The sequence below is a fragment of the bacterium genome, from assembly GCA_028820935.1.
GTDB lineage: Bacteria > Actinomycetota > Acidimicrobiia > Spongiisociales > Spongiisociaceae > Spongiisocius.
The window spans coordinates 43,519-60,793 of record JAPPHZ010000045.1 but is presented as its reverse complement, the minus strand read 5'-3'; the positions used below and the strand labels follow the sequence as shown (position 1 = coordinate 60,793).

Below are 17,275 nucleotides of genomic sequence, written 5' to 3'. Positions count from 1 at the left end.
TGTGATTAGATGACAGGGGGCTTGGTTAACATGGCCGGGATGGTCCAGATGATCACAACCGACGCTGCTCCCGACGACCCGGTGGACTCTCCGCTATTCGCCGATCTCAACCCGGCCCAGCGGGAGGCGGTGGCCGCCACCGAGGGTCCTGTGCTGGTGGTGGCGGGCGCCGGCTCGGGCAAGACCAGAGTGCTCACCTACCGGGTCGCCCACCTGATACGCGACCTCGGGGTGGCTCCGTGGGAGGTCCTCGCCATCACGTTCACCAACAAGGCGGCCGGCGAGATGAAGGCGCGGGTCAAGAGGTTGGTCGGCCCGCGCGCCAAGGGGATGTGGGTATCCACCTTCCACTCCGCCTGCGTGAGGATCCTCCGCAGGGAGGCGCCCCGGCTGGGCTACTCGTCACAGTTCACGATCTACGACGCCCAGGACTCGCTCCGGGCCATCAACCAGGTGATCCGCGATCTGCGTCTGGACCCGAAGACCTTCCAGCCCCGGGCGATGCGGGCCAAGATCTCGAACGCCAAGAACGAGTTGGTGGACTACGAGAGCTTCCGCGAACAGGGAGGGAACTTCCGGCACGAGGTAGAGGCGGACATCTACCGCCTCTACCAGGAGCAGTTGTTGAAGAACTCGGCGATGGACTTCGACGATCTCCTCATGGTCGCCGCCGAGGTCTTCGACGCCTTCCCGGAGGTGCTCCAGTACTACCGCGAGCGGTTCCGCTACCTGCATGTCGACGAGTTCCAGGACACCAACCGCGCCCAGTACGTCCTGGTCCGCCAGCTTGGCGGGGACCGGGCCAACATTTGCGCGGTCGGGGACTCCGATCAGTCGATCTACGCGTTCCGAGGGGCCGACATCCGCAACATCCTCAACTTCGAGCGGGACTTCCCCCAGGCGCGGGTGGTGGTGCTGGACCAGAACTATCGCTCCACCCAGACCATCCTGGAAGCCGCCAACGCGGTGATCTCCCACAACGGGCGCCGCCGGCCGAAGCGGCTGTGGAGCGACCTCGGCCAGGGTGCTCCGATCTCGCTCTACACCGCCGAGGACGAAGCCGACGAGGGCGGGTTCGTGGCCGAGGAGATCAGAAAGCTGTCGAGAGAGGGCTTCGACCTGTCGCGAATGGCGGTCTTCTACCGGGTCAACGCCCAGAGCCGGGCCGTGGAGGAGAGTTTTGCCCGTTTCGGCGTGTCCTACCGGGTGATCGGTACGGTCCGGTTCTACGAGCGGCGCGAGATCAAGGACGTACTGGCCTATCTGCGGGTGCTGGTCAACCCGGCCGACGAGGTGTCGGCGCGCCGGATCATCAACCTACCCCGGCGGGGGATCGGCCGCGTGACGATCGGCTGGCTGGACCGCTTCGCGGAGTCGGAGGAGATCACCTTCTTCGAGGCGGCCCGGCGTCACGCGGAGAACGACTCGCTGGCGAAGCGGGCCCACCGCGCTATCGATTCCTTCCTTGGCGATATGGAGAAGGTCGCCGGCCATGCCGAGTCCGGTCCGGCCGCAGCGGTGAGGGCGGTGCTGGAGGAGGTCGGCTATCTCGAGGCGGTTGAGCGCGAGGGCACCGTGGAGGCACAGGGGAGGGCGGAGAACCTGCGCGAGCTTATCTCCGGTGCGGAGGAGTTCGAGCTCGCCGCGCTGCCGGAGGAGGGGGAAGAACCGGGTGGGATGCGCCTGGTGGAGCGGTTCCTGGAATCGGTCAGCCTGGTCAGCGATACCGACGAACTGGAAGATGAAGGGGGGGCGGTGACCCTCATGACCCTGCACAACGCCAAGGGCCTCGAGTTCCCGGTGGTTTTCATCGTGGGCATGGAGGACGGGGTCTTCCCGTATGCCAGGGCTCTCACCGATCATGACGAGCTCGAGGAGGAGCGCCGGCTGTGCTACGTAGGCCTCACCAGGGCTCAGGAGCGCCTGTACCTCTCGGCCGCCCGGTCCCGCCTGCTGTACGGGATGTCAACCTACAACCCGCCCTCCCGGTTCCTGAGGGAGATTCCGGTCGGCCTGGTCAGCAAGCTGGGCAGGCGCCTGCGGGATCACCGGCGGGAGTCGATCGGCGGGCGCCGCCGGGCGCGGGCCGATACCGAACTGGCGGTGGACGATCGGGTGCGACACGACGTCTGGGGGATCGGCCGGGTGGTGCGGGTGGAGGGCGCCGGTGGCGGCGCCCAGGTCGAGGTCGACTTCCCGACCAAGGGCACCAAGCGGCTCCTCGTTCACTGGGCCCCGCTGGAAAAGGTCTAGATCTGGCTAGGCGGGCGGTCCGTATTACCGTTGGGCAGGCATGGTGATGGAGTCGCCGGCAGGTGGCGGCACGAGACCGGGGAGGCTGGGCGTGTTCGAGGACAGAGGCTCGAGGCTTCATGCCCTCGGGGCGTTGGGGCAGTCGGTGTGGCTCGATTCCATCTCCAGGGAGATGCTGCAATCCGGCGAGTTGGAAAGATACGTCGAGGCCGGGATCAGCGGGGTCACCTCCAACCCCACGATCTTCGCCAAGGCGATGCTGTCCGGAGACTCCTACGACGCCCAGATCAACGAGTTGGTCGCCCACGATGCCGATGTTGACGAGATCTACACGGCGGTCGTCACCAGTGACATCCGCCGGGCCTGCGAGGTCATGGCGCCCACTCATCGCCGGTCGGGCGGTCTGGACGGGTTCGTATCGGTCGAGGTGTCGCCCGAACTGGCTCACGAGCCGGAGGCCACGGTCGCGGAGGCTCGCGACTGGGTGAAGCGGGTCGACCGTCCCAACCTGCTCATCAAGATACCGGCGACCCGGGCAGGCCTGACGGCCATCGAGGCGGCCGTAGCGGAAGGCATCTCGGTGAACGTCACCCTCATCTTCTCGCTGGAGCGCTATCTCGCTGTGATCGACGCCTATATGAGCGGCCTGGAGCGGTTCCGGGAGGTGGGCGGCAACCCGGCAACCGTCAACTCGGTGGCCTCGTTCTTCGTCTCCCGCTTCGACACCGAGGTGGACAAGCGCCTTGGTGTGATCGGTATTTCTCAGGCGGGCGCGCTGGCTGGCCGGAGCGCGGTGGCCAACGCCCGTGTCGCCTACCTGGAGTTCCTGCGGGCGTTCTCGTCCGATCGCTGGTTCCGGCTCCGCCGGAAAGGCGCCAACGTGCAGAAGCCGCTCTGGGCGTCAACCTCCACCAAGAACCCGGCCTATTCCGACACCCTGTACATCGACACGCTGGTGGCGCCCGAGACCGTCAACACCTTGCCGGAGTCGGCCATCGCGGCGTACCAGGACCATGGGCCTGACACGCCGGAAGTGCTCGGGATCAACCAGATGGCGGACGGGGTGATGGTGCTGGAGGATCTCGAGGCGGTGGGGGTCGACTACGACGCCGTGGCGGCCAAGCTGGAGCGGGACGGTGTGAGCAGTTTCGCGGCCTCGTTCCGAGAGATGGTCGACGACATCGAGCGGAAGCGGGCCATGTCCCTTCCCGGTGTCTCTCGCAAGTAACGGGAGGCCGAGCATCGCATGCCCCGACGCATCCTGGTTGCCAAACCCGGCCTGGACGGCCATGACCGGGGCGCCAAGGTCGTGGCCAGGGCGCTCCGGGACGCGGGGAACGAGGTCATCTACTCGGGCCTCCACCAGACCCCGGCCCAGATCGTGGAGACGGCCATCCAGGAGGACGTGAACGCCATCGGCCTCTCTGCGCTCTCCGGTGCCCACATGACCCTCTTCCCTGCGGTCGTGGAGTTGCTCCGGGAGCGGGCTGCGGCCGACGTTGTGGTCTTCGGCGGTGGGATAGTCCCCGAACACGATGCCGAGGTGCTAATGGAGCAGGGGATAGCGGCTATCTTCACGCCCGGAACCCCCCTGGCCGAAGTGACCGCATGGGTGGAATCCAACGTCGGTTCCCGCTGAGGGCCGGACTACCGGTGCGACAACTGTAGCATTTGTGCTACAGTCATCTCATGAGAGAAGTTGCTTCCAGGGAGTTACGCAATCGCACCGGAGCGCTCTTGGAGAGCGTGGCCGAGGGCCAACGGATCACGGTCACCGTGCGGGGACGTCCGGTCGCCGAATTGTCACCGGTTGCTCGTCGACCAGCATGGATATCGCGTGATCGGTTTGTCCGTGAGGTTCTGCCTTACCAGGCCGATCCCGGCCTGGCTGAGGATCTTGTGCTGCTGGCGGGCGAGACCACAGACGACATTCCGTGGTAACAAGTCGGGGTCTCGCCGACACATCGGTGTTCATCGCGCGGGAGAGCGGCCGGCTGATCGCCGAGCGAGCCATGCCCGAGGAGTTGGCAGTATCGGTGATCACCATCGGCGAGTTGAGGGCCGGAGTGCTCGCTGCAGGCGATGTGGCGACGCGAGACCGCCGGCTCGGCACACTCTCAGCGGCGTTGGCGTTCGACCCTCTACCAATCGACGGAGAGGTTGCTGCGGCATGGGCTCGGCTGTGCCTGATCCTGCGCGACAACGGGCTACGGATGCCGGTCAACGACTCATGGATTGCCGCGACGGCGATGGCGCTCGACATTGCCGTTGTCACCCAGGATGAAGACTTCCCTCTACTGGACGGACTCGACGTGATCAGAGTCTGACCGGTGCCTGCGCCGTCAGACGATGGATTGCCTCCGGAGATGGGTAGGCAGGATGGCGACCGCCTCCGCTGATGGGAGGCTGTCCAGCACGGGGATAGAATCACGGCTCGTGGATCTCCTCGAGTACCAGGGAAAAGAATTCTTCAGCCGCTACAGGCTTCCCGTGTCGCCCGGCTTCGTGGCTCAGAGCGTTTCCGAGGCGTGTGAGGTCGCTGACCGGCTCGGATATCCGGTCGTGGTGAAGGCCCAGGTACACATCGGAGGTCGGGGCAAGGCCGGCGGGATCAAGTTGGCCGGGGACGGGGAGGAAGTGGCTAGCGCCGCCGACTCCATCCTCGGCATGGACATCGGGGGCCATACGGTGGGCTGCGTACTCATCGAGGAGGCTGCGCGGATCGCCGCCGAGTACTACGCCAGCTTCACCCTGGACCGTTCCGCCCGCCGCTACCTGGGCATGCTGTCCGCCCGGGGCGGGGTGGACATCGAGGCGGTGGCCGAGTCGGATCCCGGCAGCATCGCCAGGATTTGGGTGGACCCGGTCGAGGGTCTGGGGGAAGCAGGCGTCCGGACGTGGGTTCGAGCCGCACGGCTGGATGAGGCGGCCGCCGACGAGCTGGTGGACGTGCTGCTCCGGCTCTACGAGGCCTTCGTGGAGGGGGATGCCGACCTTGTCGAGATCAATCCTCTGATACTGACCGCGGAGGGACGGGTACGAGCCCTCGATGCCAAGGTGACGCTGGACGACAACTCGGTGTTCCGCCATCCCGAGTACCGCACCTACGACGCCACCCAACCCCGCGACGAGCGGGAGGCCTCCGCCCATGCCCTGGGCCTGCAATACGTGGGGCTGGACGGAACGGTGGGCGTGATCGCCAACGGCGCCGGGCTGGCGATGAGCACGGTGGACGTGGTTGCCCAGGCCGGCGGCGCGGCCGCCAACTTCCTCGATATCGGCGGCGGCGCTGATGTCGAGACCATGGCCGCCGCACTCCGGGTCATCAACAACGATCCGGCGGTCAAGGCCATATTCATCAACATCTTCGGCGGGATCGTGCAGGGAGAGGTGGTGGCCCAGGGAATCCTCGACGCGCTGGACCGGGTCGAGTTGCGAGCCCCCATCGTTCTGCGGCTCGACGGCACCAATGCCGACCAGGGCAGGGCGATGGTGGCGCCCCGGCTGTCGGAGATGCTGATGATGGCCGGGTCGATGTCCGGCGGCGCCGCCCGGGCAGTGGCGATGGCAGGCAGTAGATGAGCATCTGGCTGGACGAGCACAGCAGGGTGGTCTACCAGGGGCTGACCGGCCGCGCCGGCCGTTTCCATGCGCTCCGCAACCGCGCCTACGGCACCCGTGTCGTGGCCGGTACCAACCCGTCCAAGGCCGGTGCCTCGGTGGAGGGCATCCCGGTGTTCGCCACGGTGGGCGCCGCCGTACAGGCCACGGGCGCCGATGTCTCCTGCGTGTTCGTTCCCGCCCCGTACGTGCGGGGCGCCGTGGTGGAGGCCGCCGAAGGCGGCGTGACCCTGGTGGTCGTGATCACCGAGGGTGTGCCCGCCAAGGACGAGGCCTGGCTGTTCGCCAAGCTAGGGCGTGACCACCCCGAGGTCCGGATGATCGGACCCAACTGCCCCGGTCTGATCAGCCCGGGCAAGGCCAACGTCGGCATTACCTCCGGCGACATCGCACTTCCGGGCGGACCGGTGGGGCTGGTCAGCCGCTCGGGAACCCTGACCTACCAGGCCCTCTACGAGTTGAAGCAGGCCGGGATCGGGGTTACCACCTGCGTGGGGATCGGCGGCGATCCCGTACCCGGGACGTCCTTCACCGACTGTCTCGCCGCCTTCGAGGACGACCCCGAAACCGGGGCGGTGATGATGATCGGGGAGATCGGCGGCTCGGCGGAGGAGGAGGCGGCCGCCTTCATCGCCGAGCGTATGACCAAGCCGGTGGTCGCCTACATCGCCGGGATAACCGCTCCTCCCGGCAAGAAGATGGGCCATGCCGGCGCCATCGTATCGGGCGGGAAGGGGACCGCCGCCGCCAAGATCGAGACCCTGAGCGGAGCCGGCGTGCGGGTGGGGGAGAGCCCTTCGGAGGCCGGCCGCCTCATGGTGGAAGTGGTCGCCGGCCTCTGATGATCCGGACGCCGGCTTGCTGAGGCCGATTCCACAGTCACCCTTCCGACCCTGTGGGTGGCGAGCTTGAACCGCCGAGCGCTCCTGTCGGTGTTCGACAAGTCCGGGCTGGTCGAATTCGCCACCGGGCTGGTCGACTCCGGATGGCAGGTCCTGGCGAGTGGCGGCACCGCTGCCGCCCTGGCCGGGGCAGGTCTGGAGGTCGTCGACCTGGCCGACCGCACCGGCTCTCCCGCCATGCTGGGCCACCGGGTGGTGACGCTCCACCCGAAGATCCACGGAGGCATCCTCGCCGATCGGTCGGACCCGGACCACCGGGCCGACATGGAACGGTACGGGATCGAACCGATCGACCTGGTGGTGGTCAACCTCTACCCGTTCGAGTCCAGGCCCGGCACAGAGAACATCGACATCGGCGGTCCGGCCTTGATCAGGGCGGCGGCCAAGAACCATCGTCATGTCGGCGTGATATGCGACCCGTCGGATTATCCGGCCGTTCTCGACGAGATCCGCTCCGGAGGCTGGCTGTCCGGCACGACGCGCCGGACCCTGGCCAGGAAGGCGTTCGCCCGCACCGCCGCCTACGACGGCGCGATCGTGAGCTGGCTCGACGAACGAGACGGGAAAGTCCTCCTCCCGCCGACCCTCCACCTCTCGTTGGAGCGGGCCGACGTGCTCCGCTACGGGGAGAACCCCGATCAACCGGCCGCGAGCTACCGGCGGGTCGGGACTCCCGGCTCACCGGACGATGCCGAGGACTGGTGGAACGCCGTCGTCCAGCACAGCGGTGTGGCGCTGAGCTACCTCAACCTGCTGGATGCCGGAGCGGGCTGGGCGCTGGTCCACGACCTGGGCGATCAGCCGGCAGCGGCGATCATCAAGCACGCCGGGCCGTGCGGCGCCGCCGTCGGGTCGGACCCGGCTAACGCCTACCGCATGGCGCTGGCGTGTGACGAGAGGGCAGCCTTCGGCGGAGTGGTGGCCTTGAACCGGCCGGTGGACCTCGAGACGGCGGGGCTGATGGCGGGCGGCCCGCAGGCGGATGTCATCATCGCCCCCGGCTACGGCGAGGGGGTGGTGGCTCAGCTCCGCGCGCGGCGGGCCGGAACGCGCATTCTCGAAGCTGCGGCCCCGCGGCGTGCTGCTCGGACGCTACGCCGGATCGAAGGGGGCTGGCTGGTGCAGGGTGCCTCTCCCGAGTCATCGGGCAGATCGTCGTGGCGGGTGGTGAGCCGGCGCGATCCGGGCCATCTGGTGGAGGATGCCGCGTTCGCTTGGCGGGTGGCCGCCCATGTCGCCTCCAACGCCGCGGTCCTGGCCAGGAACGGGACCGCCTGGGGAATCGGCGGGGGGCAGCAGGACCGGGTGGGCGCGGTCGAGATCGCGGTCGGCAAGGCGTCGGGACGCGCCTCGGGCGGGGTGTGCGCCTCGGACGGCTTCTTTCCGTTCCCCGACGGGATAGAAGCGGCCGCTGCCGGAGGCGTAGAGTTGATCATTCAGCCCGGCGGATCGGTGAACGACCGCGCGGTCGTGGACGCGGCCGATCGGCTCGGGTTGTCGATGATCTTCACCGGCGAGCGACGATTCCGCCATTGAGAAGGGGAACGAGATGAGCGCACAGGTCCTTGATGGCAAGGCCGTGGCCCGAGCGGTCCTGGCTGAGACAGGGCAACGGGTGGCCGCTCTGCGCGACCGGGGCAAGGAAACCACCCTGGCGACCGTCCTGGTGGGGGACGACCCGGCCTCCGCGGCCTACGTCCGTTCCAAGCGCAGGCGGGCGGCGGAAGTGGGCATCCGCTCCGTCCACCACGAACTTGCCGGTGACGTGTCCCAGGACCGGGTGGTCGCCCTCCTCCGGCGCCTCAACGAGGACCCCTCCGTCGACGGCATCCTGCTCCAACTCCCGCTCCCGGCGGGGTTGGATGACCAGAGCGCCACGATCGAGATCGATCCGGCCAAGGACGTGGACGGCCTCCATCCCACCAACCTCGGGATGATCGTCCTGGATCGTCCGGTGTTCGCGCCCTGCACCCCGAGCGGATGCCTGCGCATGCTCGAGCACTACGAAGTTCCGCTCCGTGGAGCGAACGTGGTGGTGGTGGGACGGTCCTTCCTGGTGGGGCGGCCCCTGGCGTTGCTCATGGCGGCGCGCGGCGTCGACGCCACCGTCACGATCGCCCACTCCCGCACGGAGGACCTGCCCGGCGTCACCCGCCGGGCCGACATCCTGGTGGTGGCGGTCGGCCGACCGGAGATGGTGACCGGCCGGTACGTCCGCGAGGGCGCCGTGGTGATCGACGTCGGCATCAACCGGACCGGGTCGGGCTCGCTGGTGGGAGACGTCAAGTTCAAGGAGGTGGCGGAGGTGGCGGCTGCCATCACCCCGGTACCGGGCGGGGTCGGGCCCATGACCGTGGCCATGCTCATGCACAACACCGCCGTAGCCTCCGGGATGAGGGCGCGTCCCTAGAGGTCGAATTCGGCCGTTCGTCTGACGTAACGGGACACGGACGCCTCGCCGGTTCTCACCTCCAGGCCGCGTTCGTCGAACGGGTAAAGGAGCCCGTCCATGACCTCCCATGCGTGAGCGGACGGGTCGGCGGCAAGTAGCCACGTCGGGGGGACGAGGTCGGTGTAGGAAACCGAAGGCCTGGAGGCCAGCGCCAGGGCATGGGCCCGTCCCACCGAAGTCTCCACCAGACCACCGATCTTGACGCCCACGCCGGCCGAAGAGAGCATCTCGATCGCGCTCAGCGTCGGCGCCGGGCCCAGAATGCCGGGTTTGAGGCTCACGAGGTCGGCCGCCTCCTGCTGGATGATTCGCTCCACCGCCTCCGCGGTCGTAGCCGGCTCGTCGAGGCAGATCGGGGTAACGCGGCGGCGGCGCAACCCGGCATGCCCCTCGAGGTCCACGGCCGGCAACGGCTGCTCCAGGTAGGCCAGACCCAGGTCGTCGAGCGCCGCCAGCGCCGGGTCGCCCGGCCGGTAGCTGCCGTTGGCGTCCGCGGCGACCGTCAAGCCGGGGAACCGCTCGCGAACCGCCCGCAGGTGATCCGCATCCCGCCCGGGCTCGATCTTGATCTTCACCTGCCTGGCGCCGGCTTGGACCAGCCGGTCGACCCGGGCCGCCAGCCGGCCGGGTGACTCTTCGAGACCGATGGCGGCGCAGGCCATGGACGGCCGCCCGGACCCGCCCAGATAGGACCACAGCGGGATACTCGCCCGGCGGGCGGCCAGATCCGTCCGAGCCTGCTCGAGCGCGGCGGAGGCGGTAGCGGGGATCTCGGTGCGGGAACCACGCGACGCGCCGGCGCCACCGGCGGCCAGCGCTTCCCAGACATCCTCCACGGTCTCGGGCGTGTAGCCGGGAAAGGGCGCCGCCTCCCCCCAGCCGGTGATCCCGTCCTCGGTGATTCCCACCAGGACGACCCGCCGTTCCGAGATGGCCGCCCGGGAGTTGGAGAACCGGTGGCGTAGGGGGATGCCCAACTCCACCAGATGCAGGAAGCGACCCATAGCGGCAGGATACCGATGGGTATGAGGACCACTAGGCTCAGCGAGGTTGGTCACCAGGAACCGAGCACAGGACAGGAGAGGCCATGCCGGACCGCATCACTATGGGAGAAGCGGGGCTGGAGGTTCCAGATGAGCCGATCGTGCCCTTCATCGAGGGCGACGGGATCGGACCGGACATCTGGCGAGCCGCCAGGCAGGTGTTCGATGCCGCGGTCGAGCACGTCTACGGGGGAGGACGCCGGGTAGCTTGGCACGAGGTCTACGCCGGAGAGACATCCTTCAAGAGGACCGGCGAGTGGCTCCCGGACGAGACGATCGAGACCTTCCAGGAATACCTCGTGGGTATCAAGGGCCCCCTCACCACTCCGGTCGGGGGCGGGATCCGGTCGTTGAACGTCACGATCCGCCAGACCCTGGACCTCTACGCCTGCCTCCGGCCGGTCCGCTGGTACCGGGGCATTCCCTCTCCGATCCGCACCCCGCACCTGGTGGACATGGTCATCTTCCGGGAGAACACGGAGGACGTGTACGCCGGCATGGAGGTGGAGGAGGCCAGCGACGAGGCCGGAAGGCTGATCGGGTTCCTGGCCGATGAGTTCGGCTGGAAGATACGACCTGACTCCGGCGTAGGCATCAAACCCATATCGGACGGTGGCTCCAAACGCCTGGTGCGCGCCGCGATCCAGTACGCCGTCACCTTCGGGCGGCGATCCGTGACCCTCGTCCACAAGGGCAACATCATGAAGTTCACCGAGGGCGCCTTCCGGAACTGGGGATACGAGGTGGCCAGGGAGGAGTTCCCAGCGGAGACCATCACCTGGGACGAGTGCGGGGGAGATCCGGGCGACAGGATCCTGATCCAGGACGTGATCGCGGACGCCATGTTGCAGCAGGTGCTGACCCGGCCCGCCAACTACGACGTCATCGCCACGACCAACCTGAACGGCGACTACCTGTCGGACGCCCTGGCCGCTCAGGTCGGCGGCATCGGCCTGGCGCCGGGCGGGAACATCAACTACGCCACCGGCCATGCCGTGTTCGAAGCCACCCACGGCACCGCTCCCAAGTACGCCGGCCTGGACAAGGTCAATCCGGGCTCGGTGATCCTGTCGGGCGCCAACATGCTCCGCTACATGGGGTGGAGGGGTGCCGCGGATCTGATCGAAGCCAGCCTGGAGGCGGTGATAGGGGATCGGATCGTCACCTACGACCTGGCCCGGCTGATGAAGTACTCCACCGAGGTCCGGACTTCCGAGTTCGCCGCCGCCTTGGTGGAGCGGATGCCGATCATCGAACGCTACGCCGCCATGAGCGGGACCCGCCGGGCGCCGAGCCACGTCCGGGCCTACATGTAGGATCGGCGGATCGGACCAGGAGAAACCGGACGTGACCCGATCGAAGAAGATCACGGTCGTAGGCGCGGGAAAGTACGGTTCCGCCACCGCGCAACGGCTGGCGGCCATGGACATCGCCCACGAGGTGGTGATGACCGACATCGTGGAGGGATTGCCCCAGGGTCTGGCGCTGGACATGAACCAGTCCCGCCCCGTCGAGCGGTACCGCACCCGGGTGGTCGGCTCCAACGGCTACGAGGAGACGACGGGCAGCGATGTCGGCATCATCACGGCCGGGCTGGCCCGCAAGCCGGGAATGTCCCGCATGGACCTCTTGGCGGTCAATGCCAAGATCGTCCGGCATGTCACCAGGGAACTGGTCGATCGGTCCCCGGATGTGACCATCATCGTGGTGACCAACCCGCTGGACCAGATGACCGTCCTGGCGGCCGAGGTGAGCGGCCTGCCTCGCCACCGGGTGATGGGACAGGCCGGTGTTCTGGACTCGTCCCGCTTCGCCCACTTCATCGCCGAGCGTCTGGGCGTGGACATCCTCTCGGTCGAGGCCCTGACTCTCGGTAGCCACGGCGCGACCATGGTCCCCGTGCCGTCCCAGTGCTTCGTGGACGGGAAGCCCCTGCCGCGGATACTTGCTCAGGACGAGATCGACGCGCTCGTGGAGAAGACCCGGGGCGGCGGGGCGGAGATCGTCGCATACCTGAAGACCGGCAGCGCTTTCTACGCCCCCTCGTCGGCGGCGGCGCTGATGGCGCGGGCGATCCTCGAGGACGAGGGCAGGATGACGCCGGTGTGCGCCTGGCTCACGGGGGAATACGGGCTGTCGGACATCTACCTGGGTGTTCCGGCCCGTCTCGGCGCCGCGGGTGTGGAGGAAGTGGTCGAGCTCGACCTCACCGCCACCGAGCGAGCCGGTCTCCACGCCGCCGCCGCGGCGGTGCGCGACAAGGTCGAGGAGATGGAAACCATCCTGAGCACCTGAGGGAGTGCGCTTCACGACCTATAGTCACGGTCGGCCTGTGTGTTCGGCTTGTACCGTCCGGCGATGAGGAAGCAAGAATGAACAAGCGTGATCTGGCAGATGTGGTCGCCTACGAGACCGGGACCCCGCGGAGCCGGGCTATGGCGAGCGTCAACATGGTGTTCGAGACCATCGCGGGAGCGCTCCGGGAGGGAGCGGACGTCCGGATCACCGGATTCGGCACGTTCACGGTGCGTCAACGCAAGGCTCGGACCGGTCGCAATCCCCGGACAGGCGAAGCGGTCGAGATTCCGGCCAGCAGGTCCCCCGCCTTCAAGCCTTCGAAGGCCCTCAAGGACCGAATCAACAGTTAGTTGATAGTTGCTAGTTGATAGTTATTACTAACGACACTAGGAACTAGTACTCTACTTCGAGAGCGGAGACGGCATCCGCCAGGTGATCCAGTGCTCGCTGGTTCATGAGCAGCTTGGCCACGTTGCCGGAGATGGCCAGCTTCCCGCTGAAGAATGCGCTCTGTATCTTCAGCGTCCCTCGGGAGATGCCCGACGCCGTTGCATAGTCCGTCCTGACGGATAGGTCCGCCTGCGGCAGGGTTCCGATCGCCAGGACCGCGTCATCGGCGGCGACCTCGAGGTAGTAATGGGCCGCAGCCTCATCGGGGACCTGGTCGATCTCGAACTGGACCGAGAACTCGACCCCTTCCACGGCGGCGCCGAAGCCGGGATGGTCGCGCACCGCCGCCGTCACCTGCTCGGCCCATTCGGCGCTCAGGAACCTAGCCGCCATGGTTGCTACCTCCACGATGCCCTATCACCGCCCACCTAGCTTTCGGTTGCGTATCTTGGACAGCAGGTAGTCGCGGTTCATCAGGGCGATGTTATCCAGGGAGATACCCTTCGGACACGCAGGCTCGCATTCACCGTGGTTGGAGCAGGAGCCGAAGTACTCCTCCATGGTCTCCACCATGCGCTCGACTCGCATCCAGCGCTCCGGTTGGCCCTGCGGCAACAGGTTGAGGTGGGCGACCTTGGCGGCCGTGAAGAGTTGGCCCGCTCCGTTGGGACAGGCGGCCACGCAGGCCCCGCATCCGATACATGCCGCCGCATCCATGGCGGCGTCGGATGTCTCCTTCGGCACCGGCGTGAGGTTGGCCTCGGGCGCCGATCCGGTCGGGGCGCCGATGTAGCCGCCGGCCTCGATGATCCGGTCGAACGCCCCTCGGTCCACCACCAGATCGCGCACGATCGGGAAGGACGTGGCCCGCCAGGGCTCGATCACGATGGTGTCGCCGTCCGAGAACTCCCGCATGTGAAGCTGGCAGGTCGCGGTGCTCCCCTGGGGTCCGTGCGCTCGGCCGTCGATCATCAGGCCGCACGATCCGCAGATGCCCTCCCTGCAGTCGTGGTCGAAGGCGATCGGTTCGCGACCTGCGGTCAGGAGCCGCTCGTTGACAAGATCGAGCATCTCCAGGAACGACATGTCCTGGTGGATGCCGGCGGCCTCGTATGTCTCGAACCGGCCCTCCGCCTCCGGACCGTCCTGCCGCCATACCCGCAACGTCAGATGCATCCCGTCTCTCCTACCTGTAGCTGCGTTGAGCCGGCATCACGTAGTCGAAGGTCAACGGCTCCCGGTGCAGAACGGGTTCGTGTCCGTCGTTCCAGCCCCAGGCCGCCACGTAGGAGAAGTTGGCATCGTCCCGCCTGGCCTCTCCGTCATCGGTCTGGTGCTCGACCCGGAAATGGCCGCCGCAGGACTCCTCGCGGTGCAGGGCGTCCACGCACATCAGGCGAGCGAGCTGCAAGAAGTCGTCCACCCGCCCGGCCTTCTCGAGGGACTGGTTCAGAGTGCTGCTCGTGCCCAGAACCCGCAGGTCCCGGTCGAAGTCCTCCTTGAGAGAGTCGATGTCGGAGATCGCCTGGCGTAGCCCATCCGCCGTCCGCTCCATGCCACAGTATTCCCAGAGCGTCTTCCCGAGTTCCCGGTGGAACCAGTCCACGGACCGCGAGCCTCCGATGGACAGGTAGCGCTCGGTCCGGGCGGTCACCCGTCTTTCCGTCTCGACGAATGAGGGGTCGTCTCCCGGGACCAGGCCTTCTCCCAGGTGAGGCGCCAGGTAGTCGCCCAGCGTGTAAGGGACGACGAAGTAGCCGTCCGCCAAGCCCTGCATCAGGGCGGACGCGCCCAGACGGTTGGCCCCGTGGTCCGAGAAGTTGGCCTCTCCCAGCGCGTACAGCCCCGGAATGGTGGTCATGAGGTTGTAGTCCACCCAGAGCCCGCCCATCGTGTAGTGCATGGCCGGGTAGATACGCATGGGCGTCTCGTAAGGGTTCTCACCGGTGATGCGCTGGTACATGTCGAAGAGGTTGCCGTACCGTTCCCGGACGGTGCCCTGTCCCAGCCGCCGTAGGGCCTCCTCGAAGTCCAGGTAGACGCCGTTGGCGAGCGGCCCGACCCCCTTGCCCAGGTCCACCTCGACCTTGGCGGCCCGGGAGGCCACGTCGCGGGGAACCAGGTTGCCGAAGGCCGGGTAGCGCCGCTCCAGGTAATAGTCCCGGTCCGGCTCCCCGATGCCATCCGGCGGCCGGGTGTCGCCCGCCCGGACCGGCACCCAGATCCGCCCGTCGTTGCGCAACGACTCCGACATCAGGGTTAGTTTGGATTGGAACTCGTCAGAGGCGGGAATGCAGGTGGGATGGATCTGCGTGTAACAGGGGTTGGCGAACAGGGCCCCCTGGCGATGGGCACGCCACACCGCGGTCACGTTGGACTTCATTGCGTTGGTGGAGAGGTAGAAGACATTGCTGTAGCCGCCCGTGGCCAGGACCACGGCATGACCCGGATGGGAAGCGATCTCCCCGCTGAGCAGATCGCGGGTGATGATGCCCACGGCCCGGCCGTCCTTGACTACCACATCCAGCATCTCGGTCTGGGTGTGCAGCTCCACCGTGCCGAGGTCGACCTGCCGCATCATCGCCTGGTAGGCCCCCAGCAGGAGTTGCTGGCCGGTCTGGCCCCGGGCGTAGAACGTGCGGGAGACCTGAGCCCCGCCGAAGGAGCGGTTCGCCAGGAGTCCGCCGTATTCCCGGGCGAAGGGAACGCCCTGTGCGGTGCATTGATCGATGATCTCCACGGAGAGCTGGGCGAGCCGGTAGACGTTCGACTCGCGTGATCGGTAGTCGCCGCCCTTCACGGTGTCGTAGAACAGCCGGTGGATCGAATCACCGTCGTTGGGGTAGTTCTTGGCGGCGTTGATGCCTCCCTGGGCAGCGATGGAATGCGCCCGGCGTGCCGAGTCGTGGAAGGTGTAGGCCTTGACCCGGTAGCCCAACTCGCCCAGGGTGGCGGCCGCTGAAGCTCCCGCCAGGCCCGTTCCGACCACGATGATGGTGAACCGCCGCTTGTTGGCCGGGCTGACCAGGCTTATCGAGTCCCGGTGGTTGTCCCAGTGTTCATTGATCGCCCCCGATGGGATCCTGGCGTCCAACATGCGGTAGCTCTCCGACCGTCCTACGAGACGATGTCCAGGGCTACGCCGACCGGCACGGCCAGGAAGCCGGCCACGACCACCGTGGCGAAGACATGGGCGAAGGTCCGGCGGAAGCGGTTGAAGCGGGGATTGTTGATGCCGAGGCTCTGGAACAGGCTCCATGCCCCGTGCCAGATGTGGGAGGCCAGGGCCACCTGAGCTGCTACGTACAGTATCCACACCGGCCAGCGGCTCAGGCTCGAGACCAGGTTGTTGTAGACGGCCCCGCGGATGAACTCCGGGTTGACAGCTTCCACGCCGATGGTCAGATCCGCCAGATGCCACGCCAGGAAGAGGAGCACGATCACCCCGCTCCAACGCATGGTCCGGCTGGCGTAGCGAGCGGCCAGGTAATCCCGCGGTGACTGGTATTTGGTCTCCCGCGCGGCCCGGTTGCTACGGGTCAGGGCGAATGCGGCGTGGGCGTGGATCAGGAATGCCGCCGCCAGTGGGATCCGGAGGAAAGCCCACAGGACCAGGGTGCGGGGGAATAGGGGTTCGCCCAGTTCGCGCAGACCCTCGCCGTACTCATCGATGCGGAAGGTGCCTCCATGCGCCCCCTCGAAGACGTGGAGGTTGCCGATCATGTGCCCCAGCACGAACAGCAGCAGGACCACTCCGCTGATCGCCATGGCGTACTTCTTGCCGACATCGGTGCGGTAGATCGACACGATCCAGGGTGCCCGCCGGGCCCGCTCGCGTCCGGCTCGCCTCAGGTTGAGCATGGCGGTACCTTACCGGCTCCCCGATTTTCCAATGCGCAGCTCACGCGCTCGCACGGGCGCCATGAACCGGGCGGGGCTTGACGTCCGCTGTCACCAGCCGCTATATTACGATGTCGTAATTGCGCGTGTGTAAGTCGGGGTGGAGATTGCGGCGCGAACTCATTGACGCTCTAGCCGTCGAGCAGGTTGGATGGAAGGAATACGCCAACTGCCTCGGGGCTCATCACGACCTCTTCTTCCCGGACCGTGGCGCATCTACTCGGGCTGCCAAGCAGATCTGTGCCGAGTGCCAGGTTCGGGTCGACTGCCTCGAGTATGCCGTGACCAGAGGCGAGAAGTTCGGCATCTGGGGTGGCCTGTCGGAGCGGGAGCGGAGAAAGATCCGCAAGCAGCGGGCTGCTGAGGCTCTGCAGCGAGCAGTATCCTGAATATTTTTCCAATTACACGGGCCCGCA

18 protein-coding genes are annotated in these 17,275 nt (G+C 67.2%); 13 read left to right on the top strand and 5 right to left on the bottom strand.

What is annotated here, in order from left to right:
• Positions 1-48: 48 nt before the first annotated feature.
• The 9 genes from pcrA to folD all read left to right on the top strand — a co-directional run bounded on the left by pcrA (position 49) and on the right by folD (position 9,186).
• On the top strand, positions 49-2,253 hold the full coding sequence (gene pcrA / locus OXM57_13305; protein MDE0353655.1) for a DNA helicase PcrA: 2,205 nt from the start codon (positions 49-51) through the stop codon (positions 2,251-2,253).
• A 91-nt stretch (positions 2,254-2,344) separates the two neighbouring features.
• Complete coding sequence (gene tal / locus OXM57_13300; protein ID MDE0353654.1) at positions 2,345-3,481, top strand: transaldolase; 1,137 nt, start codon at positions 2,345-2,347, stop codon at positions 3,479-3,481.
• 18 nt (positions 3,482-3,499) lie between these two features.
• Positions 3,500-3,892 (top strand): cobalamin B12-binding domain-containing protein, encoded by a 393-nt coding sequence (locus OXM57_13295; GenBank protein MDE0353653.1) that lies wholly within the window; start codon positions 3,500-3,502, stop codon positions 3,890-3,892.
• 50 nt (positions 3,893-3,942) lie between these two features.
• Entirely contained in the window at positions 3,943-4,194 is a 252-nt protein-coding gene (locus OXM57_13290) for a type II toxin-antitoxin system prevent-host-death family antitoxin (GenBank protein MDE0353652.1), read from the top strand.
• Positions 4,188-4,580 (top strand): type II toxin-antitoxin system VapC family toxin, encoded by a 393-nt coding sequence (locus OXM57_13285; protein ID MDE0353651.1) that lies wholly within the window; start codon positions 4,188-4,190, stop codon positions 4,578-4,580. Before OXM57_13290 ends, OXM57_13285 begins: the two co-directional genes overlap by 7 nt.
• 109 nt (positions 4,581-4,689) lie before the next feature.
• Positions 4,690-5,835 (top strand): ADP-forming succinate--CoA ligase subunit beta, encoded by a 1,146-nt coding sequence (sucC, locus tag OXM57_13280; GenBank protein ID MDE0353650.1) that lies wholly within the window; start codon positions 4,690-4,692, stop codon positions 5,833-5,835.
• Positions 5,832-6,716 (top strand): succinate--CoA ligase subunit alpha, encoded by an 885-nt coding sequence (gene sucD, locus OXM57_13275; protein MDE0353649.1) that lies wholly within the window; start codon positions 5,832-5,834, stop codon positions 6,714-6,716. Before sucC ends, sucD begins: the two co-directional genes overlap by 4 nt.
• Positions 6,717-6,782: 66 nt before the next feature.
• On the top strand, positions 6,783-8,312 hold the full coding sequence (gene purH / locus OXM57_13270) for a bifunctional phosphoribosylaminoimidazolecarboxamide formyltransferase/IMP cyclohydrolase (GenBank protein ID MDE0353648.1): 1,530 nt from the start codon (positions 6,783-6,785) through the stop codon (positions 8,310-8,312).
• Positions 8,313-8,325: 13 nt separating this feature from the next.
• A complete protein-coding gene (gene folD / locus OXM57_13265; GenBank protein ID MDE0353647.1) occupies positions 8,326-9,186 on the top strand; it encodes a bifunctional methylenetetrahydrofolate dehydrogenase/methenyltetrahydrofolate cyclohydrolase FolD in 861 nt (286 codons plus the stop codon).
• Here folD and OXM57_13260 read toward each other — a convergent pair.
• Positions 9,183-10,232: an o-succinylbenzoate synthase gene (locus OXM57_13260; GenBank protein ID MDE0353646.1), complete on the bottom strand. Its 1,050-nt coding sequence runs from the start codon at positions 10,230-10,232 to the stop codon at positions 9,183-9,185. The genes folD and OXM57_13260 overlap by 4 nt on opposite strands.
• Before the next feature lie 83 nt (positions 10,233-10,315).
• On the opposite strand from OXM57_13260, the gene icd reads away from it, so the two are divergent.
• From icd to OXM57_13245, 3 genes are all read left to right on the top strand, one after another.
• Positions 10,316-11,587 carry an NADP-dependent isocitrate dehydrogenase gene (icd, locus tag OXM57_13255; protein MDE0353645.1) on the top strand — a complete coding sequence of 424 codons (1,272 nt, stop codon included), beginning with the start codon at positions 10,316-10,318 and terminating at the stop codon, positions 11,585-11,587.
• A gap of 31 nt (positions 11,588-11,618) precedes the next feature.
• Positions 11,619-12,566, top strand: a complete 948-nt coding sequence (gene mdh / locus OXM57_13250) for a malate dehydrogenase (protein ID MDE0353644.1) — start codon at positions 11,619-11,621, stop codon at positions 12,564-12,566.
• A gap of 77 nt (positions 12,567-12,643) precedes the next feature.
• Positions 12,644-12,919 carry an HU family DNA-binding protein gene (locus OXM57_13245; protein ID MDE0353643.1) on the top strand — a complete coding sequence of 92 codons (276 nt, stop codon included), beginning with the start codon at positions 12,644-12,646 and terminating at the stop codon, positions 12,917-12,919.
• Between the two features lie 43 nt (positions 12,920-12,962).
• On the opposite strand, the gene OXM57_13240 is transcribed toward OXM57_13245, so the two are convergent.
• The 4 genes from OXM57_13240 to OXM57_13225 are packed head-to-tail and all read right to left on the bottom strand — an operon-like array spanning position 12,963 to position 16,820.
• The gene (locus tag OXM57_13240; protein ID MDE0353642.1) at positions 12,963-13,352 is read right to left on the bottom strand and encodes an SCP2 sterol-binding domain-containing protein; all 390 of its coding nucleotides are present in this window, start codon (positions 13,350-13,352) and stop codon (positions 12,963-12,965) included.
• Between the two features lie 24 nt (positions 13,353-13,376).
• On the bottom strand, positions 13,377-14,135 hold the full coding sequence (locus OXM57_13235) for a succinate dehydrogenase/fumarate reductase iron-sulfur subunit (GenBank protein ID MDE0353641.1): 759 nt from the start codon (positions 14,133-14,135) through the stop codon (positions 13,377-13,379).
• A gap of 10 nt (positions 14,136-14,145) precedes the next feature.
• On the bottom strand, positions 14,146-16,056 hold the full coding sequence (locus OXM57_13230; protein ID MDE0353640.1) for a fumarate reductase/succinate dehydrogenase flavoprotein subunit: 1,911 nt from the start codon (positions 16,054-16,056) through the stop codon (positions 14,146-14,148).
• Between the two features lie 20 nt (positions 16,057-16,076).
• Entirely contained in the window at positions 16,077-16,820 is a 744-nt protein-coding gene (locus tag OXM57_13225; protein ID MDE0353639.1) for a succinate dehydrogenase cytochrome b subunit, read from the bottom strand.
• A gap of 146 nt (positions 16,821-16,966) precedes the next feature.
• Here OXM57_13225 and OXM57_13220 point away from each other — a divergent pair, with 146 nt between their 5' ends.
• Complete coding sequence (locus OXM57_13220; GenBank protein MDE0353638.1) at positions 16,967-17,248, top strand: WhiB family transcriptional regulator; 282 nt, start codon at positions 16,967-16,969, stop codon at positions 17,246-17,248.
• Positions 17,249-17,275: the final 27 nt, after the last annotated feature.